Source organism: Janthinobacterium aestuarii (genome assembly GCF_051380835.1).
Lineage (GTDB): Bacteria > Pseudomonadota > Gammaproteobacteria > Burkholderiales > Burkholderiaceae_D > Janthinobacterium > Janthinobacterium aestuarii.
On the sequence record NZ_JBNYXU010000012.1, the window covers coordinates 132,798 to 155,410 of the forward strand.

Sequence of the window (22,613 nt, forward strand, 5' to 3'; positions counted from 1 at the left end):
TGCATAACTGAACCATTTGTAATGTATTTATACAGAAATCAGCACCATTTTGAGGCGTCAGAGCGGGAAAAACGGGGCCGGCATGGAGCAAAGTTGACAATTGCCGGGCAAGCGTTCGTTTTTAGCTGCCGAGCGGCGAAACATTGTTCAATTATCATGCACTGCAACATGCACTTCAGGTGAAATCTGAACATCGGCGCTAAGTATCGGTTAACAAAATACTTTTCAATTTTATCCACAGAATCTGTTGATAACTTTGTGGACAATGAAGGAATAAGGCAGGCGAACGAAAGAATAACCTTATCAATAGCAACAAATTCCGCCGAACAATGTATTTTTTATGTCTTAATAATCAAGTACTTGCAGAGCGTCCCCGGGCATGGCTTTTATAGTGCCTCTTATTTCCGCAGCAAAAAAAATTGTGCATAAGTCGGTATTTCTTGCTACGGCGCAGCAAAGAAAAAGGCAGGCTTCCGCTGGAAAGCCTGCCTTTTCTTGCCCCTGAACCAGGGGGAAGCGAATACTTACTGGCCGCTGCGCATGGCGCGGCTCATGCTGTGCACGGCTTCCACCATGGCGGCCACGGATTCCGGCGGCGTGAACTGGGAAATACCATGGCCCAGGTTGAACACGTGGCCCGTGCCTGCCGATGGCGCGCCAAACGCGTTGAGCACTTTCGCCACTTCGGCGCGGATCTGCTCGGGGCTGGCAAACAGGATGGCCGGGTCGAGATTGCCCTGCAAGCCCACTTTATGGCCAACCAGCTGGCGCGCGCGCGTCAGGTTGACGGTCCAGTCCAGGCCCACGGCATCGGCACCGATGTCGGCGATCTGCTCGATCCACTGGCCGCCGCCCTTGGTAAACACGATGGCGGGAATCTTGACGCCATCCTTGTCGCGTTTCAGCTGCGCCACCACTTGCTGCATGTAGGCCAGCGAGAATTCCTGGTAGGCGCCGTCGGCCAGCGCACCACCCCACGAGTCGAAAATCATCACGGCTTGCGCACCGGCATCGATTTGCGCATTCAAGTATTGCGCCACGGAAGTGGCGTTGATCGCCAGGATGTGGTGCATCAGGTCCGGGCGGTTGTACAGCATCTTCTTGATGGTATGGAACTCTTTCGAGCCGCCGCCTTCCACCATGTAGCACGCCAGGGTCCACGGGCTGCCGGAAAAACCGATCAGCGGCACGCGGCCATTCAATTCCGTGCGGATTTGCGTGACGGCCTTGAAAACGTAGTCGAGCGACTCCAGGTCCGGCACTTGCAATGCCTTCACGTCCTGTTCCGTGCGCAGTGGGCGCTCGAACTTCGGGCCTTCGCCATCGGCGAAGTACAGGCCCAGACCCATGGCGTCAGGCACCGTCAGGATGTCGGAAAACAGGATCGCCGCGTCGAGCGGGAAGCGCTCCAGGGGCTGCAAGGTCACTTCCGTGGCGTAATCGGGATTCTTTGCCAGACCCAGGAAAGAGCCGGCCCGCTCGCGCGTGGCGCGGTATTCGGGCAAATAGCGGCCCGCCTGGCGCATCAGCCAGACAGGGGTGTGCCCGGTTGGCTGGCGCAGCAGGGCGCGCAGGAAAGTATCGTTCTGGAGCGGAGCAAATTGTGGCATGGCAGGCAATCGAGCTTGGAGAAGCGGTATTATCGCATCCAATCGCTGCCATTTCATTGATTCCGGTGCCGCTTTGCAGCATTTGCCATGCACAGCGATGACTTTCGTTGTGCCTGCCCTTCCATTATGATGGTGCACGCCGCCGCGCGCCCTGACCCTGCCTGGCGGCCCTTGATTCCCTCACTACACGGAGCCCGCATGACCTCGACCGCATCCAGCACCCCTTATGGCATCTGGCCATCGCCGATCAGCGCGGCCATCGTCGCCGCCGGCGCCTCGCCGCTGACGCAGCTGGCCCTGGGCGGGGCGGATGGGGCCGACGTGTTCTGGCTGGCCGGGCGCGCCAGCGAGGCGGGCCGCAATACCCTGCTGCGCCAGCGTGGCGCCAAGGTTGATGAATTGACGCCGGCGCCGTTCAATGTGCGCACCCGCGTGCATGAATACGGCGGCGGCGCGTATGCCGTGGCCGGCGATACCGTGTATTTCTCGCATTTCGCCGACAATTGCCTGTACCGCGTGGCCGGCGATGGCGTCCCCGAAGCGTTCACCACGGGCGGCAACACGCGCCACGCGGACTTCGTTGTCGATGCGGCCCGCGCCCGCCTGATCGCCGTGCGCGAACAGCACCCGGCAGAAGGCCATGCGCATCCGGAAAACAGCCTGGCGGCCGTCGGCTTCGACGGGCGCGAAACGGTGCTGGCACGGGGCCACGATTTTTATGCGGCGCCGCGTTTGTCGCCGGACGGCAGCCAGCTGGCCTGGATCAGCTGGGACCACCCGCGCCTGCCATGGCAAGGTACGGAACTGTGGCTGGCCGACGTGCAGGCGGACGGCAGCCTCGGTTCGCCGCGCCTGATCGCCGGCGGCGCGCGCGAGTCGATTTGCCAGCCGGAATGGTCGCCGAACGGCTTGCTGCACTTCGTTTCCGACAGCAGCGGCTGGTGGAATTTGTACCGCCTGCACGGCGCCGACATCGAAGCGCTGTGCCCGATGGAAGCGGAATTTGCCACGCCGCACTGGACCTTCGGCGGCAGCATGTACGGTTTTCTGTCCGACGATGAAATCGTCTGCACGTATATCCAGGCCGGCGTCAGCTACCTGGCGCAATTGAACGTGGCGGCGGCCAAGCTTGAGCCGATACCGCACCCGTACCAGGAAATCCGCGAACTGCGCGTGGGCCCCGGCTTCGTCGCGCTCTTGGGCGGCAGCCCGACCATCGCGCTGGAACTGGCGCGCATCGATTTGTCCAACCATGAGCTGGAAGTGCTGGCGCAGTCGATCGCACGATTGCCCGCGCTCGAGTATTTGTCCGTGCCGCGCAGCTTGAGTTTTCCTAGCAACAATGGCCGCACGGCTTACGCCTTCTTTTATGCGCCCACCAATGGCGACGTGCAGGCGCCGGCGGGCACTTTGCCGCCCGTCATCGTCATCAGCCACGGCGGCCCTACCAGCATGGCCAGCAATACCTTGAAACTGGCGACGCAGTACTGGACCAGCCGCGGCATCGGCGTGCTCGACGTCAACTACGGCGGCAGCAGCGGTTTCGGCCGCGAATACCGCGACGCGCTGCGCGGGCAATGGGGCATCGTCGACGTGGAAGACTGCATCGCCGGCGCGCGCTACCTGGCCGCCAACGGCCTGGCCGACCCGGAGCGCCTGATCATCCGCGGCGGCAGCGCGGGCGGCCTGACGACCCTGTGCGCATTGACCTTCCACGACGTCTTCAAGGCGGGCGCCAGCTACTATGGCGTATCCGACCTGAAGGGCCTGGACGACGATTCGCACAAGTTCGAATCGCGCTACACCGACTACCTGATCGCTTCGCAGCCGCAAGCCGAGGCGCTATACCGCGAGCGCTCGCCCATCCACCACACGGATAAACTGTCGCGCCCGATGATTTTCTTCCAGGGCCTCGACGACAAGGTCGTGCCGCCGCAGCAGTCGCAGCTGATGGTCGACGCCCTGCAGGCGCGCGGCGTGCCCGTCGCGTATGTGCCCCTGGAAGGCGAGGGGCACGGCTTCCGCAAGGCGGAAAACATCGTGCGCACCCTGGACGCGGAACTGTATTTCTACCAGCGCGTGTTCGGCCTGCCCGTGGCGGCCGGCACAGCCCCTGTCCACATCGCCAATTTGCCCGCATGACAGACCCGCTCTTGCTTGACGAATTTGCCGCCCTGGAGCAGCACGAACAGATGATCCTGGCCCTGCTGGCCATCGCGGGCGAACCGGTGGGCAAGCATGCCGTGTATGAACACTTGCAGCGCGCCAATGTCGTCGAGCCGGACGGCACGCCGTTCGCCCTGCTCACCGTCACGAACATGCTGCAGCATTTGACGCGGCACGCGCTGGCGTCCGAAGTGGTGGGACGGGGCTTTGCCTGCGAAGCAAAATTGCGCTGGCCCGCCATGCGCGCTGCCATCGAGCACCTGGTGTTTCGCGACCTGTGCCAGGCCATCGAGCTGATCAACCCCGTGCGCCGCAACTGGGATGGCTATGTGGAATTGCGCAGCTACCGGCAAGGCGTGGCGCGCCTGCGCATCGCCCTGCTGCGCAACGACGAGGTACGCCACGTGGCCGCCATCCTGGCCGCGTGCATGGCGTGCTATGAAGCGCAGCAGCTGCATCCGCTGATCGAGATTTTCGGCCGGCCGTTCGAGCCGGAAATGCTGTCTTTCGTCATGCCGCAACTGCAGGATGACATCCTCGCCGTGCTGCTGGGCAACGCGCCGCGCGAACCGGCCACGGCGCACGCCATCCGCACGTACGCGCGCGCCCACCATGCGCGCCAGGCGGCCGCCGGCGACCATATCGGCGCCGCCCTGCCGCTGGCCTTGGCCGAGGATGCTCTGCTGTGCGGTGAACTCGACGCGGCTGCCCGCTACCTGGCGGGCCAGCAGGGGCCGCAGGCGCTGTTTGTCGACAGCAGCATCGCCTTGTTGCGCGGCGAACATGCGCACGCCGTGGCCGGCTACGAAACGGCCTTGAAGGGACTGCGCAAGGAAAGCGGCAAGCGCAAGCTGTGCTTCACGGGCATCGGCGGCCACCTGTACGTGCTGGCCCTGCTGCGCGGCAACGACGCCAAGCTGCTGAAAAACGCGGAAACCTACCTCGATATCGCGCTGCACGCGCAGCCGAACCACGACAGCATCGTCTACCAGCAACTCAATACCTTGCGCCTCGTGCGCGCCGGCGTGCAGCAGGCGGAAAGCATCCCCACGCGCAGCTGGGAAACGGGACTGCAGGCGCAGCTGTTCCAGGCCTTGCTGTACTACTGGCTGGCGCTACCGCAATTGAGCGAACGCAAGGACCAGCTGCGAGCGCTGGTGCAGCAAGCGGACGCGGCCGGCTACGATTTGATCGCCGCGCAGGCGGCCGGCTTGCTGGGCTTGATGGGCGAGCCGCAGCAGGAGCGCTATGCGACGGCCAAGCGGGCGCAGCACGGTTTGACGGACATGGCGCCGTGGTTCGAGCGCCAGGAAGCGTGGCAGCGCCAGCTGAGCGCGCTGATCAACCTGCAGCAGAACGCCCCCACCGAGACCATCGGCGGCGTCTCGCGGCTCGTGTGGCTGGTGGCGTTCGATCCGCGCTTTGGTCTCACCGCCGTGGAAGTACGCGAGCAGAAACGCGACGCACGCGGCGGCTGGAGCAAGGGCCGCGCCATGGGTCTCAAACGCCTGGCCGAGGAAGCGGGCGACATCGATTTCCTCACGCCGCAGGACGCGCGCGCGGCCGGCAGCATCGCGCCGTTCAAGCAATACTATTCGTCGGCGCCCCGCTATGAAGTCGAGCTGGACAAGGCCGCCATCTTGCTGGTGGGCCATCCACTCGTGTTCTGGCTCGACAATCCCGACACGCGCGTGGAACTGATCGCCGGCGCGCCCGAACTCCTGATCAAGTCGCACGAGGGGCAGCTGTGGCTGGGCATGCAGCCGCCACTGCCCGACAGCGGCAGCAATGTCGTGGTGCAAAGGGAAACGCCGACGCGCTTGCGCGTGGTGCACATCCTCGACGAGCACCGGCGCATCGGCGCCATCGTGGGCCTGGGCCTGTCCGTGCCGCTGCACGCGGAAAAACAGGTGATGCAGGCGATCGGCGCCATCTCGTCCATGGTCACCGTGCAATCGGATATCGGCGGCGGCGGCGGCGACGCGGAAGCGATCACGGCCGACCACCGCCTGCACGTGCATTTGCTGCCCTACCAGCAAGGCCTGAAAATGCAAATTTTAGTCCGGCCACTGCTCGACAATGGCGCCTATTACGCACCGGGCAGCGGCGCCGAGAGCGTGTTTGCCGATGTGGCGGGCCGGGCCGTGCAAGCGCGACGCGACCTGAACGCGGAACGCGAAGCGCAGCGCCAGCTGATCGGGAAATGTCTGGTGCTGGAAGAGGCGGAAGAAGAGCATGGCGAGTGGCTGCTAGGCCAGCCAGCGCTGGGCCTGCAACTGCTGGTGGAGTTACAGGCGCTCGACCCGAATGGCATGGTATTGGCGTGGCCCGAAGGCGAAACCATGCGCGTGTCGAAACGCATCGACAGCGGCCAGATGCGCCTGAATATCAAGAGTGAAAAAGACTGGTTTGCCGCCAGCGGCGAAGTGCAGATCGACGAAGACAAGGTGATGGATTTGCGCGCCCTGCTCGACTTGATGCAGAACAATAAAAGCCGCTTCGTGGCCTTGGGCGACAACCAGTTCCTGGCCCTCAGCGACGAGCTGCACCGGCGCCTGTCGGAACTGGCCGCGTATGGCGAAGCGCATGCCGATGGCGTGCACATCCACCCGCTGGCCGCTTTCGCGCTGGAAGAGCTGGCCAACGATGCGGGCGGCGTGAACGCCGACAAATTGTGGCGCGAACACTTGCTGCGCCTGCGCGCGCTCGACGACTATCAACCGCAGCTGCCCAGCACCTTGCAGGCGGACTTGCGCGACTACCAGCTGGCCGGTTACGAATGGCTGGCGCGTCTGGCACACTGGGGCGTGGGCGCCTGCCTGGCCGACGACATGGGCCTCGGCAAGACGTTACAAGCGCTGGCGCTGATCCTGTCACGCGCACCGAACGGCCCCACCCTCGTCGTCGCCCCCACGTCCGTGTGCATGAACTGGATCAGCGAAGCGCAGCGCTTCGCGCCCACCTTGAACATCAAACTGTTCGGCAGCGGCGACCGCGCCGACATGCTCGATACATTGCAGCCCTTCGACGTGGTGGTGGCCAGCTATGGTTTGCTGCAACAGGAAGCGGCCATGTTTGCCGGCGTGCACTGGCATACGATCGTGCTCGACGAAGCGCAGGCGATCAAGAATGGCGCCACCAAGCGCTCGCAAGCCGTGATGGCCCTGCAAGGCGATTTCCGCATGGTGGCCAGCGGCACGCCGCTGGAAAACCACCTGGGCGAATTGTGGAACCTGTTCCGCTTCATCAACCCGGGTTTGCTGGGCACCCTCGACCAGTTCAATTTACGCTTCGCCGGGCCGATTGAGAAGGATCAGGATAAACGGGCGGCGGCCGGTGCGCGCTTGCGGCTGCGCCGCCTGATCGCGCCGTTCATCTTGCGCCGCACGAAGACGCAAGTGCTGTCGGAATTGCCGTCGCGTACGGAAATCGTGCTGGAAGTGGAATTGTCGCCACAGGAAACGGCGCTGTACGAATCGTTGCGCCGCGAAGCGCTGGAAAAGCTGGCCATGGTGGAAGGGCCGGCGTCCAAGAAGGCGATCCAGATCCTGGCCGAGATCATGAAGCTGCGCCGCGCCTGCTGTAATCCGCAACTGGTGGCGCCCGAGCTGGGCCTGGCCAGCAGCAAGCTGGCAGCCTTCGCCCAATTGCTGTCGGGCTTGCTGGAAAACCGCCACAAGGTACTCGTCTTCAGCCAGTTCGTCGACCATTTGACCTTGATCCGCCAGCATCTCGAGCAGCATGGCGTGCGCTACCAGTATCTCGACGGCAGTACGCCGATGCAGGAACGCAAGCGCCGCGTCGACGCCTTTCAGGCGGGCGACGGCGATGTCTTCCTGATCAGCCTGAAGGCGGGCGGCATGGGCATCAATTTGACGGCCGCCGATTACGTGATCCACATGGATCCGTGGTGGAACCCGGCCGTGGAAGACCAGGCCTCGGACCGCGCCCACCGTATGGGACAATTGCGCCCCGTCACCATCTACCGCCTGGTGGCGAAGCATACGATCGAGGAAGGCATCGTCGAATTGCACCAGCACAAGCGCGACCTGGCCGACAGTTTATTAGAAGGCAGCGACGCGGCCGCGCGCATGTCGGCCAATGACATGCTGGGCATGCTGCAAGAGGGGTTGAAAAAATGAACGGCGCCACCGCGTTCCATGCGATGATCCATTTTCCCTGTTGCCCTTCCACGCCATGACCGACTATATCGCCACCAGCGCCGGCCAGCGCGCCACCTTTTTGTGCGGCAAATCCTGGACCGCCTATGTCAGCACCTTCCTGATTGCCGTGCTGCTGTTTTTTGCCGCCCTGCCGCTGGCCTTCAAGTACAACACGCGCGCCGCCTTCGTCGTGCTGGTCGGTTCGGCCCTGATCGTCGGCTACCGCCTGCTGACGATACGCAGCTACCAGCTGTACTACGATGAGGCGGGCGTGTGGCTGGCGTCCGGCATCTTGCCGTGGAAAAAGAAACTCACAGGCGTCAAATGGCGCGACATGGATGAAGCCGTCTATGAAACGAACTTCTGGAGCTGGCTGTTCCAGTCCTACACGGTGCGCGTCAGCCAGCGCTACACGCAGGAAACGGAAATCCACGCCACCGGCATGGCGCGCGGCAAGGATGCCGTGGCTGTCATCAATGCGCGCCACCAGGAACTGCTGCACGGCGGCGCCATCGTCGTCTAGCGCCGCAGGGGCAATTAGTGCTAATCTTTGGGCCGCCCAGGCAAGCAAGGCCAACCTTTCAATAGTTGTTTGTTACTTATATTATCAGTTTATTATTTTCTGATGATGGCAAACGACAAAATATTCAAGAGATAAATTATGCTGATAAAAAATAAAGTTGCGCTCGCCGCATTGATGATGGCCTTTACCCTGACACCGGCCAGCGCCGCGAAGAAGCCGCAGAAAAACGGCAAGGCCAACACCAGCAGCAGCAAGAAGAAAACCGTCGCCAAGAAAGCGGCCGTCGTCACGGCGGCAACGGCAGCCACGGTAGCGGCCGTCGCCAGCGAGAACAGCAGCGACCGTTCCATGAATAACCTGAGCGGCCAGTTCCTTACGGCCCTGTGGCGCCTGGATCCGGAAAGCGCGATTTCCGTCGGCAAGTACGATGGCGCCGCCAACCTGAGCATTCCCGACGCGGCCAGCCGCCAGAAGCAACTGGCCTTCATTGAAGAATGGCTGGGCAAGTTCGGCAAGCTCAATGCCGGCAAAATGTCGGACAAGCAACGTACCGACCTGGCCTTGCTGACGAATAAACTGCAATCGGACCGCTGGTATCTGACCACCTTCCGCGAATTCGAATGGAATCCCGCCCAGTACAACGTGGCCGGTTCCATCGACTTCATCCTGAACACGGAATACGCGGCCCAGCCGCAGCGCCTGCGCACCTTGCTCAAGCGCATCGCCACCGTGCCGCAATACTATGCGGCCGCGCGCGCCAGCATCGTCAACCCGACGCGCGAACACACGCAGCTGGCCATCGCCCAGAGCGCAGGCGTGCTCAGCGTACTTGACGACCTGAACAAGACGGCACAGGGTTCCATCCTGACGCCGGCGGAAAAACAGCTGTACAACGCGCGCATCGCCGCGGCCCGCACGGCCGTGCAAGGCTATGCGGCCTGGCTGACGGAACAGGATGCGGCGCTGGCGCAGAACGGCAATGCGCGCTCCTTCCGCATCGGCAAGGATTTGTATGAGCAGAAATTTGCCTACGATATCCAGGCCAGCGTGAGCGCCGAGCAGATGTACCAGAAAGCCCTGGCCGCGCGCGAAAAGCTGCTCGAACACATGGATAGCCTGTCCGACGAGCTGTGGGTAAAAACCATGGGCGCCACGGCCAAGCCGGCGGACCGTACGGCGAAGATCGGCATGGTGATCGACAAGCTGTCGAGCAACCACGTGGCGGCCGCCGATTTCGTGCCGGAAATCCGCCGCCAGATCCCGGAATTGCAGGAATGGGTGACCAGCCACAACCTGCTGACGATGGACCCGAAAAAGCCCCTCGTCGTGCGTGAAACGCCCGCTTACCAGCGCGGCGTGGCTGGCGCCAGCATCGAGGCGCCCGGCCCGTACCGCCCGCAAGACCGCACCTATTACAACGTGACGCCGCTCGATGGCGAAACGCCGGAACAGGCGGAAAGCAGCTTGCGCGAATACAACCACTGGATCTTGCAGATTCTGAACATCCACGAAGCCATCCCCGGCCATTACACGCAGCTCGTGTATGCCAACAAATCCCCGTCCCTGGTCAAGTCGATCTTCGGCAACGGCGCCATGATCGAAGGCTGGGCCGTGTATGGCGAACGCATGATGCTCGAATCGGGCTATGGCAACAACGCGCCGGAAATGTGGCTGATGTATTCGAAGTGGAACTTGCGCAGCGTCACCAACACCATCCTCGATTACAGCGTGCACGTGCTGGGCATGACGGAAGCGCAAGCGCTCGACCTGCTGACGCGCCAGGCCTTCCAGACCCAGCGTGAAGCCAAGGAAAAATGGCGCCGTGTGCAGCTGAGCTCGGTGCAACTGACCAGCTATTTCAGCGGCTACAGCGAAATCATGGACTTGCGCGAACAGCGCAAGCAAGCGCTGGGCAACAAATTCGTACTGAAGGATTTCCACGAGCAATTCCTCAGCTACGGCAGCGCGCCCGTGAAAGTCATCAAGGAACTGATGAATTAACTCGTACGCATCCTCTCCTTGCAAAGGGCGCCGCGGCGCCCTTTTTGCATCCGTTTGCGCCGCCGCAAACCGCCGGCATCCCTGTCCATTACGCTGACGGGAAGGCAGGCGCCACCGCACTCCTCACCGGCAATTGCCGATTTTCCTGCTAGGCTGGATACAGGAGCGTCCATGCATATGCCCATCCAGTTCGACTCCCTCGATTACGCCAAACGCCTCTCCTCGGCCGGCGTGCCCACGCAGCAGGCGGAAGACCATGCGACGGCCTTGGGCGACGTACTGGGTTCGGCCGTGGTCGTGCATGGCGAACTGGCGGCGCTGGAGCGCAACCTGCTGGGGGAAATCAAGCTGGTGTCGCACAACGTCGATACCAAGGTGGGCGCGCTGGAGTTGAAGATCGATGCGCTGGGGCTCAGACTCGATACCCGGATCGATGCACTGGACCTGAAGCTCGATACGAGGATCGATGCGCTGGAGCACAAAGTCGATACCAAATTAGACGCATTGGAACACAAATTCGACGCCAAATTTGACGCATTCGGGCACACATTCGACGCCCGCCTGGAACGCCTGGACTTGCGCCATGGCGCGGACATGAAACACGTGTACTGGATGATGAGCACCCTGATCCTGCTCAATCTGGGCATCCTCAGCAAACTGATGCTGCAGTAAGCACCCACCAACTTTCCGGACGATAAAAAAGCCGCTGCTCCCGAAGGAGGTCAGCGGCTTTTGCCTGTACGTGTAGTCAATCGTCTAGGACACTTCTTCCGGCGCCTGGGTGGCCTTGACGAAGATGGGCGCTACCAGCAGGCCCAGCTCGAACAGCAGGCACATCGGGATGGCCAGCGAGAACTGGCTGACCACGTCCGGCGGCGTGACGATGGCGGCAATGACGAAGGCGCCGACGATGATGTAGGGACGCACTTCCTTGAGTTTCGCAATAGAAACAATGCCCATGCGCACGAGGATCACCACCACCACGGGCACTTCGAACGTGGCGCCAAAAGCCAGGCACATCGACATGACGAAATCGAGGTAGTTTTCGATATCGGGCGTGACCGCGATCGACGATGGCGAAAAGTCGCTGATGAAGTGGAAGACGCGGCCAAACACAAAGAAATAGCAGAAGGCCACGCCGGCCATGAACAGCAGGGAAGACGAGATGACGAGCGGTGCGATCAGGCGCTTTTCATGCGTGTACAGGCCGGGGGCGATAAACGCCCACATCTGGTACAGCACCCAGGGCAAGGCGACGATAAAGGCGATCACCAACGTCACTTTCATGGGCACCAGGAACGGCGAAATGACGCCGGTGGCGATCATTTTCGAGCCGGCCGGCAGCGAGGCGATCATCGGGGCCGCGATAAAATCGTAGATCTGCGAGGGGCCGGGCCAATAAAACAGGATGGCGCAGACGACGGCGATGCCGATCGAAGCCTTGACCAGGCGGTTGCGCAGCTCGACCAGATGCGAGATAAAAGTTTCTTCCACCGGGGATTTGCTACTCATGAGTAAAAAGAGGAGGAACTGGTGCGCGGACGGAAGCGCGCCACGCGGGCGGCGGCCGACTGCACGTGCAGCTTGCCGCCATGGCGCTGCTTGTACCAGCCAGGGATGGCGGAATTGCGCACCAGCTTCTTGCGGCGGAATTCGCGCGCCTTGCGGGCCAGGTCTTCATTGGTGGCGCGCAGCATGGCGTCATGGGCATCGTGATGCTCATCATACGAACTCGAATCGCCGCGCCAGGCGTTTTCCACCTCGGCCAGGTTGCCGGAGATCGAATTTTCCACGCCATGCATGGATTTCTCCACGCTTTGCTTGACGGACTGGGCTGCATCCTGCACTTCCTTCTGCAGGTTTTTCAGCTCTTCCATTTCAATTTCGCGCGAGACTTCGGATTTCACCTGGTTCAGATAGCGTTGCGCGCGGCCATATAAGGTGCCAGCCATGCGCGCCACTCTCGGCAACTTTTCAGGGCCGATGACTATCAACGCAACCACGCCGATGATGGCGATTTTAGAGAGACCGAGATCGATCATAAGCGGACAAGGGCCGTTACCGGACGAGGCAAGCGCCCCGCCACGCTATCAGGACTTGCTTTTCTCTTTCGTCTCGACGTCGATGGTGCTTTTGTCGGCCACTTGCGATGGCGCAGCAGGAGGGGTATTGGCTGCCGGGGCGTCATCTTCGCCCTTGACGCCATCCTTGAAGCCTTTGACGGCCTTGCCGATATCACCGCCGATATTGCCCAGTTTCTTGGTGCCGAAGACCAGCATCACAATGACCAGAACGATCACCCAGTGCCAAATACTCAATGAACCCATCACATTCTCCTTGCGGGACGGTGCCCGAATAGCGTCAACCAATGCCGGTAGTATACACGTGAACCCGGCGCGCAGCGAAATCAGTGTTGACCGCGCCAGGGACGGGGACCGCCGTACACATGCATGTGCAGGTGATACACCTCTTGCCCGCCGTTCGGGCCGCTGTTGATCATGGTCTTGAAGCCGCCTGCAGGCGCGCCATCGGTGTCATACGTGACGGCGCAGCCGAACTCGGCAGCGAGTTTCGGCGCCAGACGCAGCAGCTTGCCCAGCATTTCCGTATGGCTGTCGTCGCAATCGGACAGGCTGGCCACGTGGCGCTTCGGGATCAGCAGCAGATGCACGGGTGCGGCCGGGTTGATATCCTTGAAGGCCAGCAAGTCCTCGTCTTCATACACGATGGTCGAGGGAATTTGTTTTGCAGCAATCTTGCAGAAAATACAGTTATCCACGCACGCTCCAATAGGTCAGTGTTTGTCTGTTTCGCCGGCATCGCGCAGCTCATCCTTGCGCGCTGCCTTTTCCTCGAGGCCGGACAGGCCTTCGCGGCGCGCCAGCTCGTCGAGCACCTGCTGCGGCGTCAGGTCGAACTGCGCCAGCATCACCAGCGAGTGGAACCACAGGTCGGCGCATTCGTACAGGACCTTCGACGGGTCGTTGTCGCGGCGCGCATCCTTGGCGGCCATCACGGTTTCCGTGGCCTCTTCGCCGATTTTTTTCAAAATCGCATCATCGCCCTTGGCAAACAGACGCGCGACATACGAGGTGGCGGGGTCGCCGCCATTGGCCAGCTTGCGCGATTCGATCACGGCGGCCAGGCGCTTCAGGGTTTCACTCATTTGCTCTTGCTTTCCGCGTAAATCGTCTCAGGGTCTTTCAGGACGGGGTCGGTGACTTGCCATTCGCCCGTTTTTTCGTCGCCTTCGAATTTCTGGAAGAAGCACGAATGGCGGCCCGTATGGCAGGCGATGCCGCCCGCCTGCTCGATTTTCAGCAAGACCACGTCTTCGTCGCAATCGAGGCGGATTTCCAGCACCTTTTGCGTGTGGCCCGACTCTTCGCCCTTGTGCCACAGTTTCTTGCGCGAACGGCTCCAGTACACGGCTTCGCCCAGCTCCACCGTGCGCGCCAGCGCATCGCGGTTCATCCAGGCGAACATCAGCACGTCGTTGCTGCCCGCTTCCTGCGCGATCACGGGCACGAGGCCGTGCTCGTCCCATTTGACCTTTTTCAGCCACTTGGCATTGCTTGCTACGATGGTTCCGTTTTGCATGTTCTTCTATCCTGCTGATTTTACGCGAGACGCATGGGAATGCCCTGCTGCGCCATGAAACGCTTGGCTTCCTGCACCGTGTGCTGGCCATAGTGGAAAATGCTGGCGGCCAGCACGGCATCCGCGCGGCCCACCTTGATGCCGTCGACCAGGTCTTGCAAACCGCCCACGCCGCCCGAGGCGATGACGGGAATGCTGACGGCGTCGGACACGCCGCGCGTCAGGCCCAGGTCGAAGCCCACCTTGGTACCGTCGCGATCCATGCTGGTGAGCAAGATTTCGCCGGCGCCCAGGCTTTCCATTTTACGCGCCAATTCGAACGCGTCCAGGCCCGTGGCGGTGCGTCCGCCATGGGTAAACACTTCCCACTTGCCGGGCGACACCTGCTTGGCGTCGATGGCGACGACGATGCACTGCGAGCCGTGCTTTTGCGACGCCTCGTACACGAGCTGGGGATTCGTCACGGCCGAGGTGTTGATGCTGACCTTGTCGGCGCCCGCATTGAGCAGCCGGCGCACGTCTTCCACCACGCGCACGCCGCCGCCCACGGTCAGCGGAATGAACACCTGCGACGCCACGGCTTCGATGATGTCGAAGATCAGGCCGCGGTTGTCGCTGGACGCGGTAATGTCGAGGAAAGTGATTTCATCGGCGCCCTGCTCGTCATAGCGGCGGGCGATTTCCACCGGGTCGCCGGCGTCGCGCAATTCCGTGAAATTGACGCCTTTGACGACGCGGCCATTGGTCACGTCGAGGCAGGGGATGATACGTTTTGCAAGCATGATGGTATCCAGATTGTCGCCAGGCCAGGGCGTGCGCAGGCACGCTCCCGGCCGGGCAGGCTTAAACGGCGGCGTCGGTCAGTTCGTCGGCGCGTTCTTGCGCCTGCGCCAGGTCGATCGTGCCTTCATAGATGGAACGGCCGCAAATCACGCCTTCGATGCCTTCGGCCTGAACCGCGCACAGCGCTTCCACGTCGCCGATATTGTGCAGGCCGCCCGAAGCGATGACGGGGATCTTGACGGCTTGCGCCAGCTTGACGGTGGCGTCGATATTGATGCCGCCCATCATGCCGTCGCGGCCGATGTCCGTGTAGATGATCGATTCGACGCCGTAGGCTTCGAATTTTTTCGCCAGGTCGATCACTTCGTGGCCCGACATCTTGCTCCAGCCATCCGTTGCCACCTTGCCATCCTTGGCATCGAGGCCGACGATGATGTGGCCGGGGAAGGCGCTGCAGGCATCGTGCAGGAAGCCGGGGCTTTTCACGGCCGCCGTGCCGATGATGATGTAGGTGATGCCGGCGTCGAGGTAGCGCTCGATGGTGTCGAGGTCGCGGATGCCGCCGCCCAGCTGCACGGGGATTTCCTCGATGTCGTTTTCCACGGCGAAATCTTGCACGGCCTTCAGGATGGCCTTGACGGCGCCCTCGTTCTTCGGCTTGCCGGCAAAGGCACCGTTCAGGTCGACCAGATGCAGCCGGCGCGCGCCTTGCATCAGCCAATGGCGGGCCATGTCGGCCGGGTCTTCGGAAAATACGGTGGCAAGTTCCATATCGCCTTGTTTCAGGCGTACGCAGTGACCGTCTTTCAGGTCGATGGCGGGAATGAGCAGCATGGTCAGTGTGATTTAAAAGTGAGTGAGGGGCGGAAAAAAGCCGGAGAGCTAACGTTAAGGTTGCCAGTGAACGAAGTTCTTGTACAGCTGCAAGCCAGCGGCAGCACTTTTTTCAGGGTGGAACTGTGTCGCGAAAATATTATCACGGGCGACGGCGCAAGCGAACGGCGCACCATAGACAGTCTCGCCCACCGTGTGCAACGCCTCTTGAGGTTGAGCAAAATAGCTGTGCACAAAGTAAAAATAGGCGTTGTCGGCGATACCATCCCACATGACATGGGACGCCGTTTGCCGCACTTGGTTCCAGCCCATTTGCGGCACCTTGAAGCGCGAGCCGTCTTCCTGCACCTGGCCGTCGAGCTGGAAGCGCACGACTTTGCCGGGCAGCAAGCCCAGACCGGCCGCATCGCCCTCTTCGCTGCCGTCGAACAGCATCTGCTCGCCGATGCACACGCCCAGCACGGGCTTGCTGTCGGCGGCGCGCAGCAGCGCTTCGAGCACGCCCGATTCGCGCAGGCTGCGCATGCAGTCGGGCATGGCGCCCTGGCCCGGCAAGACGATGCGGTCGGCGCTGTCGATGTCTTGCGCCAATCCGGAAATGCGCACGTCGGCTTCCGGCGCCACGGCACGCAGCGCTTGCGCCACCGAGCGCAAATTGCCCATGCCGTAATCCACCACCACAATTTTATTCATGTTTGATCTCGGAATCTACAGTGGTTCGCGGGCGCTTACAGGCTGCCCTTGGTCGATGGAATGATGCCGGCCGCGCGCTCATCGAGCTCGGCAGCCATGCGCAGCGCGCGGCCAAAGGCCTTGAACACGGTTTCGCATTGATGGTGGGCATTCGTGCCGCGCAGGTTGTCGATATGCAAGGTCACGCCCGCATGATTGACGAAGCCGCGGAAAAATTCCAAGGTCAGGTCGACGTCGAAGCCGGCGATCATGGCGCGCGTAAACGGGATGTGGTATTCGATGCCCGGGCGGCCCGAGAAATCGAGCACCACGCGCGACAGCGCCTCGTCCAGCGGCACGTACGCATGACCGTAGCGGCGGATGCCCTTCTTGTCGCCGATGGCCTTGGCCACAGCCATGCCCAGAGTGATGCCCACGTCTTCCACCGTATGGTGGTTGTCGATATGCACGTCGCCCGTCGCTTCGATATCGAGGTCGATCAAGCCGTGGCGGGCGATCTGGTCCAGCATATGGTCGAGGAAGGGCACGCCAGTGTTCAGCTTTTGCTGGCCGGTGCCATCGAGGTTGAGGGCGACGCGAACTTGCGTCTCATTGGTGTTGCGCGTGATTTCTGCGGTGCGGTTCATGGGAGGCTCTGGCGGTAGGCTAAACGAGGGATGCCTTGAAGGCATCGTAAAAAAGGGAATTCTCTTCCGGGGTGCTGACGCTGATGCGCAGGCAATTGGCCAGCGCAGCATGCATTTTACTCATATTTTTAATTAAAACCCGGCGGGCAAGCAGTTTTGCGCAAACATCGTCGGAATCAGCCACACGAATCAGAAGAAAATTTGCCTTCGAGGGGAAGACCGTCACGCCGGGCAGCTGCGCCAGGCGCAGCGCCAGCGCGTCGCGCGCGCTGTTGAGCAAGGCCGCCTGGGCATTCAACACATCGAGGTGATCAAGCGCGAATTCGGCCGCCGCCTGTGTCAGCACATTCACATTGTACGGCGGGCGCACTTTCTCGAATTGCGCCAGCAGGGCCGGCGCGGCCGACATGTAGCCGAGGCGAATGCCGGCCAGGCCCAGTTTCGACACGGTGCGCATCACCACCAGGTTCTCGAACTCGGGCAAACGGCCCATGAAGCTGTGCTGCGCGAACGGCTCGTACGCTTCGTCGACGACGGCGATGCCGGTGTCGCCCAAGGCCGCCAGGATGCGTTCGATATCGGCGCTAGCAAACAGGTTGCCCGTCGGGTTGTTCGGATAGGCGAGGAACACCAGCGCCGGGCGATGCAGTTCGATGGCCGCCAGCATGGCCGGCATGTCCAGGCTGAAGTCGGCCTGCAAGGGCACGCCGACGAAATCCATGCCGGCAAACTGCGCCGAGCGTGCATACATGACGAAGGCGGGAACGGGCGCCAGCAGCACGGCGCGCTTGCCCGGCTCCTGATGCGCGCACGCCATGGCCAGGATGGAAATGAGTTCATCGGAGCCGTTGCCCAGCATGACGTCGTAGCCGGCGGGCACGCCCAGTTTGGCGCAGATGGCCGCCTGCAGGCTGGCGTACGACGGCGGATAGCGGTTCAGCACCACGCCGGCCAGGCGCGCGCCCAGTTCCTCGCGCAGATGCGGCGGCAGCGGATACGGGTTTTCCATCGCATCGAGTTTGATGTAACCGCTGGCATCGGCTACCTGGTAGCTTTTGACGGCCCGCACATCGGCGCGCACGGTGTTGCTGATTAACTGATCGAGGAAAGACATGCTGCAAACACTCCTGATGAAATTAAATGGAGACTAAATGACGACGTCTTCCGGCACGGCGGCGCTGCGCGCCTTGCGGGCCGGCGCTTTTTTCACGGCGGGCGGTTTCTTCGCGGCGGCCGGCTTCCTGGCAGCCGCCGGCTTTTTCGCTGCCGCCTTGGCGGCTTTCGGCGCGGCCAATGTGGCCGGTTCGGCCAGCTCCTGGGTCAACGCCGCCAATCGCTGTTCGATGATGGCGCAGTAGTCGGGGTTCAATTCAAAGCCGACGAAATCGCGCCCGCAGCGCTTGGCCGCCAGGGCCGTGGTGCCGCTGCCCATGAACAGGTCGAGCACCACGCCGCCGGGCGGGCACGACGCCTTGACCATGCGCTCGATGATTTCGAGCGGCTTTTGCGTCGGGTGGTCGGCCCGCTCCGGGTGTTCCTTGTGCAGGCGCGATACGCTCCACAAGTCTTTCGGGTTGTAGCCCACTTCCAGCCATTTGGCGCCGATGAAGATCGAGCGCGAACGGGCTTTCTTGGTGGCCGCGTCGTAGGCGATGCGCACCGCGTCAAGGTCGAAGTAGTAATCCTTGCGCTTGACGAAGAAGCCGATGGTGTCGTGCACCGATGAAAAGCTGCGCACGCTGCCGCCCATCGACGGCACGCGGCGGTCCCAGATGATTTCATTCATCATCGCCATGCGCTGCTTCAGCATGACGAAGATCTCCGGCGAATAGCGCCAGGTGAGAAAGATATACAGGCTGCCGTTGGCTTTCAGCTTGGGCAGCGCCGCATCGATCCACTGTTCAGTCCAGCGCAGGTAGTCGGCCACCGACTGCTGGTCCGAGGCATTGCCGTAATCCTTGCCCAGGTTGTACGGCGGATCCGTCAGGATCAGGTCCACCGAGCCATCGGGAATGCGCGCCAGCCCCGCCAGCGCATCTTCGCAATAGACCCGGTTGACCCAGTCCGGCTGCTCCGCCAACTTCGTCATGGCTGCGGCTTCAGGCGCAGTTCGGCGCTGCGCGCGTGCGCCTGCAAGCCTTCGCCGTACGCCAGCGTGGCGGCGACACGGCCCAGGGTTTGCGCGCCCGCTTCACTGACGTGAATGATGGACGAGCGCTTCTGGAAGTCGTACACGCCCAGCGGCGACGAAAAGCGCGCCGTGCGCGACGTCGGCAACACGTGATTGGGACCGCAGCAATAGTCGCCCAGCGATTCGGACGAGAAGCGACCGAGGAACATGGCGCCCGCATGGCGGATCTGCTCGGCCCACTGCTGCGGGTTTTCCGCCGAGATTTCCAGGTGCTCGGCCGCGATGGCATTGGCGATCTCGCACGCCTCTTCCATGCTGCGCACTTTGATCAGCGCGCCGCGATCGGCCAGCGAGGTGCTGATGGTGGCCTGGCGCGGCATCGTCGGCAGCAGCTTGGCGATGCTCTCTTCCACTTTCGCGATGTAGTCCGCGTCCGGGCACAGCAGAATCGCCTGCGCCAGTTCGTCGTGCTCGGCCTGCGAAAACAGATCCATCGCGACCCAGTCCGGGTCCGTCGTACCGTCGCACAGCACGAGGATTTCAGACGGCCCGGCGATCATGTCGATGCCGACGATGCCGAACACGCGGCGCTTGGCGGCGGCCACGTAGGCGTTGCCGGGGCCGACGATTTTATCGACGGCGGTGATGCTCTGTGTTCCATACGCCAGCGCGCCGACGGCTTGCGCGCCGCCGATGGTGATCACGCGCGTCACGCCGGCGATCGCGGCGGCGGCCAGCACCATCTGGTTTTTCACGCCATCGGGCGTCGGCACCACCATGATGATCTCGCCCACGCCCGCCACGTGCGCGGGAATGGCGTTCATCAGCACGGACGACGGATAGGCGGCCTTGCCGCCCGGGACGTAGATGCCGACCCGGTCCAGCGGCGTGATCTTCTGTCCCAGCACCGTGCCGTCGGGCTCGGTGTAGGTAAAACCGCGCAATTCCTCGCGCTGGCGTTCGTGGAAGGCGCGGATGCGCTGGGCGGCGATCTGCAGCGCCTCGCGCTGCGCCGATGGCAAGCCGTTCAGGGCCGCCTGCAATTCGGCTTGCGAAATATCGAAGGCCGCCATTTCCGCCGCGCCGCCATGCGGGATGCGGTCGAAACGGTTGGTGTATTCCAGCACGGCGGCGTCGCCGCGCGTTTTCACGTCGGCCAGGATTTTTGCGACCGACGTTTCAATCGCTGCATCGGTGCCCGCCTCGAACGCCAGCAAGGTGTCGAGCGATTGTTGGAAACCATCCTGGCTTGAATCGAGCTTGCGTATCTGTATCGGCATAATCGGCTTTCTGCTACTGAAGGTGTCTAGGCTTGCGAAGCGCGTTCAAACGCCTCGATAATCGGCTGCAAGCGCTCGCGCTTGAGCTTGAGCGCGGCCTGGTTCACCACCAGGCGCGACGAAATTTCCATGATGTGCTCGACCTCGACGAGGTTGTTCGCGCGCAGGGTGCTGCCCGTGCTGACCAGATCGACGATGGCGTCGGACAGGCCGACCAAAGGCGCCAGCTCCATCGAGCCATACAGCTTGATCAGGTCGACGTGCACGCCCTTGGCGGCGAAGTGCTCGCGCGCCGTGTGCACGAACTTGGTGGCCACGCGCAATCGCGCGCCCTGGTGCACGGCCTTTTCATAGTCGAAGCCGGCCTGCACCGCCACCGACATGCGGCAAGAAGCGATATTCAGGTCGATCGGCTGGTACAGGCCTTCGCCGCCATGCTCGAGCAAGACATCCTTGCCCGCCACGCCGAAGTCGGCCGCGCCGTACTGCACGTAGGTCGGCACGTCGCTGGCGCGCACGATGATGACGCGCACGTTCGGATCGTTGGTGGCCAAAATCAGCTTGCGCGAGGTCTCCGGGTTTTCCAGCACCTTGATGCCGGCCGCTTCCAGCAGCGGCATGGTGTCCTCAAAAATGCGGCCTTTCGACAGCGCCAGAATCAGCTGGGAGCTGTCACCGTTGTTCGATCCGTTCATGCTCGTTCCTTGTTATTTGATGCGTACGATATTCGCGCCGACGGCCGACAGCTTCACTTCCATGCGGTCGTAGCCGCGGTCGAGGTGATAGATGCGGTCGATCAGCGTTTCGCCATCGGCGGCCAGGGCCGCGATCACCAGCGACGCCGAGGCGCGCAGGTCGGTCGCCATCACGGGCGCGCCGCGCAGCTGCTTGACGCCGGCGATGATGGCCGTGTTGCCCTCGATGGTGATGTCGGCGCCCAGGCGGTTCATTTCCTGCACGTGCATGAAGCGGTTCTCGAAGATCGTCTCGGTAACGCGGCTGGCGCCATTGGCAATCGTGTTGACGGCCATGAACTGCGCCTGCATGTCGGTCGGGAAGCCCGGGTATTCCGTGGTGCGGAAGCTGACGGGATTCGGGCGGGCCGACATCTCGGCGCGGATCCAGTCGGCGCCGAAGGTCATCGTCAGGCCCATGGCGCGCAGCTTGTCGAGCGCCGCGTCGAGGATGTCGGTGCGCACGTTGCGCAGGGTGATATCGCCGCCGGTGGCCGCCACGGCGCACAGGAAGGTGCCCGTTTCGATACGGTCGGCGATCACCGCGTGCGAGGCGCCGTGCAGGGCGTCCACGCCCTGGATCACCAGGCGGCTGGTGCCGATGCCGTCGATCTTCGCGCCCATGGCCACCAGCAGGTGGGCCAGGTCGGTCACTTCCGGTTCGCAGGCGGCGTTTTCCAGGATGGTCTCGCCTTCGGCCAGGGTCGCGGCCATCAGCAGGTTCTCTGTGCCGGTGACAGTGATCATGTCGGTGACGATGCGCGCGCCTTTCAGCTTGGCGCACTTGGCGTAGATGTAGCCCGCTTCGATGCGGATCTCGGCGCCCAGCGCTTCCAGCCCCTTGATGTGCTGGTCGACGGGGCGCGAACCGATGGCGCAGCCGCCCGGCAGCGAGACCTTGGCTTCGCCGAAGCGCGCCAGCATGGGGCCGAGCACGAGGATCGAGGCGCGCATGGTTTTCACCAGTTCATACGGCGCTTCCAGGGTGTCGATGGCGCTGCCGTTGAGCACGACGCGGTCGCCGTCCTGCTGCACTTTCAGGCCCGTCTGGCCCAGCAGTTTCAGCATGGTGGCCACGTCGTGCAGGTGCGGCACGTTCGTCAGATCCAGGTCGCCCGCGGTCAGCAGACCGGCGCACAGGATGGGCAGGGCGGCGTTTTTCGCGCCGGAGATGGCGATGTCGCCGTTCAGGCGGTTGCCGCCGTTGATGAGGAGCTTGTCCATGTGCTTATCCTTGGAATTCTTCAGGTGTCAGGGTTTTCATCGACAGCGCGTGGATTTCTTCGCGCATGCGGTCGCCCAGCGCCGCGTAGACAATCTGGTGGCGCTGGATCAGACGCTTGCCGGCAAACGCTGGCGAGACGATCACGGCCTGGAAGTGCTGGCCATCGCCCTCCACTTCGAGGTGCGTGCATTCGAGGCCGGCCGACAGATAGCCGTGGATCAGTTCTGGAGTGGTGGTCACGATA

The 22,613-nt window shown here is 62.5% G+C and carries 22 protein-coding genes; 5 read left to right on the forward strand and 17 right to left on the reverse strand.

What is annotated here, in order from left to right:
• Positions 1–524: 524 nt before the first annotated feature.
• Positions 525–1,610: a uroporphyrinogen decarboxylase gene (hemE, locus tag ACQ4WO_RS25715; RefSeq protein ID WP_436483802.1), complete on the reverse strand. Its 1,086-nt coding sequence runs from the start codon at positions 1,608–1,610 to the stop codon at positions 525–527.
• A gap of 198 nt (positions 1,611–1,808) precedes the next feature.
• On the opposite strand from hemE, the gene ACQ4WO_RS25720 reads away from it, so the two are divergent.
• From ACQ4WO_RS25720 to ACQ4WO_RS25740, 5 genes are all read left to right on the forward strand, one after another.
• Positions 1,809–3,752: a dipeptidyl-peptidase 5 gene (locus tag ACQ4WO_RS25720; RefSeq protein ID WP_436483803.1), complete on the forward strand. Its 1,944-nt coding sequence runs from the start codon at positions 1,809–1,811 to the stop codon at positions 3,750–3,752.
• Positions 3,749–7,918, forward strand: a complete 4,170-nt coding sequence (locus tag ACQ4WO_RS25725) for a DEAD/DEAH box helicase (RefSeq protein ID WP_436483804.1) — start codon at positions 3,749–3,751, stop codon at positions 7,916–7,918. The genes ACQ4WO_RS25720 and ACQ4WO_RS25725 overlap by 4 nt, the downstream gene beginning before the upstream one ends.
• Positions 7,919–7,973: 55 nt before the next feature.
• Complete coding sequence (locus ACQ4WO_RS25730) at positions 7,974–8,462, forward strand: hypothetical protein (protein ID WP_436483805.1); 489 nt, start codon at positions 7,974–7,976, stop codon at positions 8,460–8,462.
• Positions 8,463–8,603: 141 nt separating this feature from the next.
• The gene (locus tag ACQ4WO_RS25735; RefSeq protein ID WP_436483843.1) at positions 8,604–10,463 is read left to right on the forward strand and encodes a DUF885 domain-containing protein; all 1,860 of its coding nucleotides are present in this window, start codon (positions 8,604–8,606) and stop codon (positions 10,461–10,463) included.
• A gap of 171 nt (positions 10,464–10,634) precedes the next feature.
• A complete protein-coding gene (locus ACQ4WO_RS25740; protein WP_436483806.1) occupies positions 10,635–11,135 on the forward strand; it encodes a hypothetical protein in 501 nt (166 codons plus the stop codon).
• A gap of 84 nt (positions 11,136–11,219) precedes the next feature.
• Here ACQ4WO_RS25740 and tatC read toward each other — a convergent pair whose 3' ends face one another.
• The 16 genes from tatC to ACQ4WO_RS25820 form a co-directional block, all read right to left on the reverse strand.
• On the reverse strand, positions 11,220–11,975 hold the full coding sequence (tatC, locus tag ACQ4WO_RS25745) for a twin-arginine translocase subunit TatC (protein WP_436483807.1): 756 nt from the start codon (positions 11,973–11,975) through the stop codon (positions 11,220–11,222).
• Complete coding sequence (tatB, locus tag ACQ4WO_RS25750; RefSeq protein WP_436483808.1) at positions 11,972–12,505, reverse strand: Sec-independent protein translocase protein TatB; 534 nt, start codon at positions 12,503–12,505, stop codon at positions 11,972–11,974. The genes tatC and tatB overlap by 4 nt, the downstream gene beginning before the upstream one ends.
• A 48-nt stretch (positions 12,506–12,553) precedes the next feature.
• Complete coding sequence (gene tatA / locus ACQ4WO_RS25755) at positions 12,554–12,790, reverse strand: Sec-independent protein translocase subunit TatA (protein WP_034753854.1); 237 nt, start codon at positions 12,788–12,790, stop codon at positions 12,554–12,556.
• Positions 12,791–12,870: 80 nt separating this feature from the next.
• Complete coding sequence (locus ACQ4WO_RS25760; RefSeq protein WP_436483809.1) at positions 12,871–13,242, reverse strand: histidine triad nucleotide-binding protein; 372 nt, start codon at positions 13,240–13,242, stop codon at positions 12,871–12,873.
• 15 nt (positions 13,243–13,257) lie between these two features.
• Complete coding sequence (locus ACQ4WO_RS25765) at positions 13,258–13,629, reverse strand: phosphoribosyl-ATP diphosphatase (RefSeq protein WP_034753849.1); 372 nt, start codon at positions 13,627–13,629, stop codon at positions 13,258–13,260.
• A complete protein-coding gene (hisI, locus tag ACQ4WO_RS25770; protein WP_034753847.1) occupies positions 13,626–14,063 on the reverse strand; it encodes a phosphoribosyl-AMP cyclohydrolase in 438 nt (145 codons plus the stop codon). The genes ACQ4WO_RS25765 and hisI overlap by 4 nt, the downstream gene beginning before the upstream one ends.
• Before the next feature lie 20 nt (positions 14,064–14,083).
• Entirely contained in the window at positions 14,084–14,845 is a 762-nt protein-coding gene (hisF, locus tag ACQ4WO_RS25775; protein ID WP_436483810.1) for an imidazole glycerol phosphate synthase subunit HisF, read from the reverse strand.
• A gap of 61 nt (positions 14,846–14,906) precedes the next feature.
• Positions 14,907–15,680, reverse strand: coding sequence for a 1-(5-phosphoribosyl)-5-[(5-phosphoribosylamino)methylideneamino]imidazole-4-carboxamide isomerase (gene hisA / locus ACQ4WO_RS25780; RefSeq protein ID WP_034753842.1), 774 nt, complete (start codon positions 15,678–15,680; stop codon positions 14,907–14,909).
• A 54-nt stretch (positions 15,681–15,734) separates the two neighbouring features.
• Positions 15,735–16,373, reverse strand: coding sequence for an imidazole glycerol phosphate synthase subunit HisH (gene hisH, locus ACQ4WO_RS25785; RefSeq protein ID WP_072457435.1), 639 nt, complete (start codon positions 16,371–16,373; stop codon positions 15,735–15,737).
• 35 nt (positions 16,374–16,408) lie between these two features.
• Positions 16,409–16,999, reverse strand: a complete 591-nt coding sequence (hisB, locus tag ACQ4WO_RS25790) for an imidazoleglycerol-phosphate dehydratase HisB (RefSeq protein WP_010402123.1) — start codon at positions 16,997–16,999, stop codon at positions 16,409–16,411.
• Positions 17,000–17,018: 19 nt separating this feature from the next.
• Positions 17,019–18,113 carry a histidinol-phosphate transaminase gene (gene hisC / locus ACQ4WO_RS25795; RefSeq protein WP_436483811.1) on the reverse strand — a complete coding sequence of 365 codons (1,095 nt, stop codon included), beginning with the start codon at positions 18,111–18,113 and terminating at the stop codon, positions 17,019–17,021.
• 33 nt (positions 18,114–18,146) lie between these two features.
• Positions 18,147–19,088, reverse strand: coding sequence for a DNA-methyltransferase (locus ACQ4WO_RS25800; RefSeq protein WP_436483812.1), 942 nt, complete (start codon positions 19,086–19,088; stop codon positions 18,147–18,149).
• Positions 19,085–20,410, reverse strand: coding sequence for a histidinol dehydrogenase (gene hisD, locus ACQ4WO_RS25805; protein WP_319993537.1), 1,326 nt, complete (start codon positions 20,408–20,410; stop codon positions 19,085–19,087). The genes ACQ4WO_RS25800 and hisD overlap by 4 nt, the downstream gene beginning before the upstream one ends.
• Positions 20,411–20,436: 26 nt before the next feature.
• Positions 20,437–21,105, reverse strand: coding sequence for an ATP phosphoribosyltransferase (hisG, locus tag ACQ4WO_RS25810; RefSeq protein ID WP_070219646.1), 669 nt, complete (start codon positions 21,103–21,105; stop codon positions 20,437–20,439).
• Positions 21,106–21,117: 12 nt separating this feature from the next.
• Positions 21,118–22,368 carry a UDP-N-acetylglucosamine 1-carboxyvinyltransferase gene (gene murA, locus ACQ4WO_RS25815; RefSeq protein ID WP_070257789.1) on the reverse strand — a complete coding sequence of 417 codons (1,251 nt, stop codon included), beginning with the start codon at positions 22,366–22,368 and terminating at the stop codon, positions 21,118–21,120.
• Positions 22,369–22,372: 4 nt separating this feature from the next.
• The gene (locus tag ACQ4WO_RS25820) at positions 22,373–22,609 is read right to left on the reverse strand and encodes a BolA family protein (RefSeq protein WP_034753824.1); all 237 of its coding nucleotides are present in this window, start codon (positions 22,607–22,609) and stop codon (positions 22,373–22,375) included.
• Positions 22,610–22,613: the final 4 nt, after the last annotated feature.

Excerpts from the sequence above, each read along its gene's own strand:
- murA (WP_070257789.1), bottom strand. The coding sequence starts at position 22,368 with ATGGACAAGCTCCTCATCAACGGCGGCAACCGCCTGAACGGCGACATC.
- hisI (WP_034753847.1), bottom strand. The coding sequence starts at position 14,063 with ATGCAAAACGGAACCATCGTAGCAAGCAATGCCAAGTGGCTGAAAAAG.
- tatA (WP_034753854.1), bottom strand. The coding sequence starts at position 12,790 with ATGGGTTCATTGAGTATTTGGCACTGGGTGATCGTTCTGGTCATTGTG.
- ACQ4WO_RS25720 (WP_436483803.1), top strand. The coding sequence starts at position 1,809 with ATGACCTCGACCGCATCCAGCACCCCTTATGGCATCTGGCCATCGCCG.
- ACQ4WO_RS25740 (WP_436483806.1), top strand. The coding sequence starts at position 10,635 with ATGCATATGCCCATCCAGTTCGACTCCCTCGATTACGCCAAACGCCTC.
- ACQ4WO_RS25730 (WP_436483805.1), top strand. The coding sequence starts at position 7,974 with ATGACCGACTATATCGCCACCAGCGCCGGCCAGCGCGCCACCTTTTTG.
- hisH (WP_072457435.1), bottom strand. The coding sequence starts at position 16,373 with ATGAATAAAATTGTGGTGGTGGATTACGGCATGGGCAATTTGCGCTCG.
- tatC (WP_436483807.1), bottom strand. The coding sequence starts at position 11,975 with ATGAGTAGCAAATCCCCGGTGGAAGAAACTTTTATCTCGCATCTGGTC.
- hisD (WP_319993537.1), bottom strand. The coding sequence starts at position 20,410 with ATGCCGATACAGATACGCAAGCTCGATTCAAGCCAGGATGGTTTCCAA.
- hisF (WP_436483810.1), bottom strand. The coding sequence starts at position 14,845 with ATGCTTGCAAAACGTATCATCCCCTGCCTCGACGTGACCAATGGCCGC.
- ACQ4WO_RS25725 (WP_436483804.1), top strand. The coding sequence starts at position 3,749 with ATGACAGACCCGCTCTTGCTTGACGAATTTGCCGCCCTGGAGCAGCAC.
- ACQ4WO_RS25765 (WP_034753849.1), bottom strand. The coding sequence starts at position 13,629 with ATGAGTGAAACCCTGAAGCGCCTGGCCGCCGTGATCGAATCGCGCAAG.
- hisG (WP_070219646.1), bottom strand. The coding sequence starts at position 21,105 with ATGAACGGATCGAACAACGGTGACAGCTCCCAGCTGATTCTGGCGCTG.
- hisB (WP_010402123.1), bottom strand. The coding sequence starts at position 16,999 with ATGAACCGCACCGCAGAAATCACGCGCAACACCAATGAGACGCAAGTT.
- hisA (WP_034753842.1), bottom strand. The coding sequence starts at position 15,680 with ATGCTGCTCATTCCCGCCATCGACCTGAAAGACGGTCACTGCGTACGC.
- hisC (WP_436483811.1), bottom strand. The coding sequence starts at position 18,113 with ATGTCTTTCCTCGATCAGTTAATCAGCAACACCGTGCGCGCCGATGTG.
- tatB (WP_436483808.1), bottom strand. The coding sequence starts at position 12,505 with ATGATCGATCTCGGTCTCTCTAAAATCGCCATCATCGGCGTGGTTGCG.
- ACQ4WO_RS25800 (WP_436483812.1), bottom strand. The coding sequence starts at position 19,088 with ATGACGAAGTTGGCGGAGCAGCCGGACTGGGTCAACCGGGTCTATTGC.
- hemE (WP_436483802.1), bottom strand. The coding sequence starts at position 1,610 with ATGCCACAATTTGCTCCGCTCCAGAACGATACTTTCCTGCGCGCCCTG.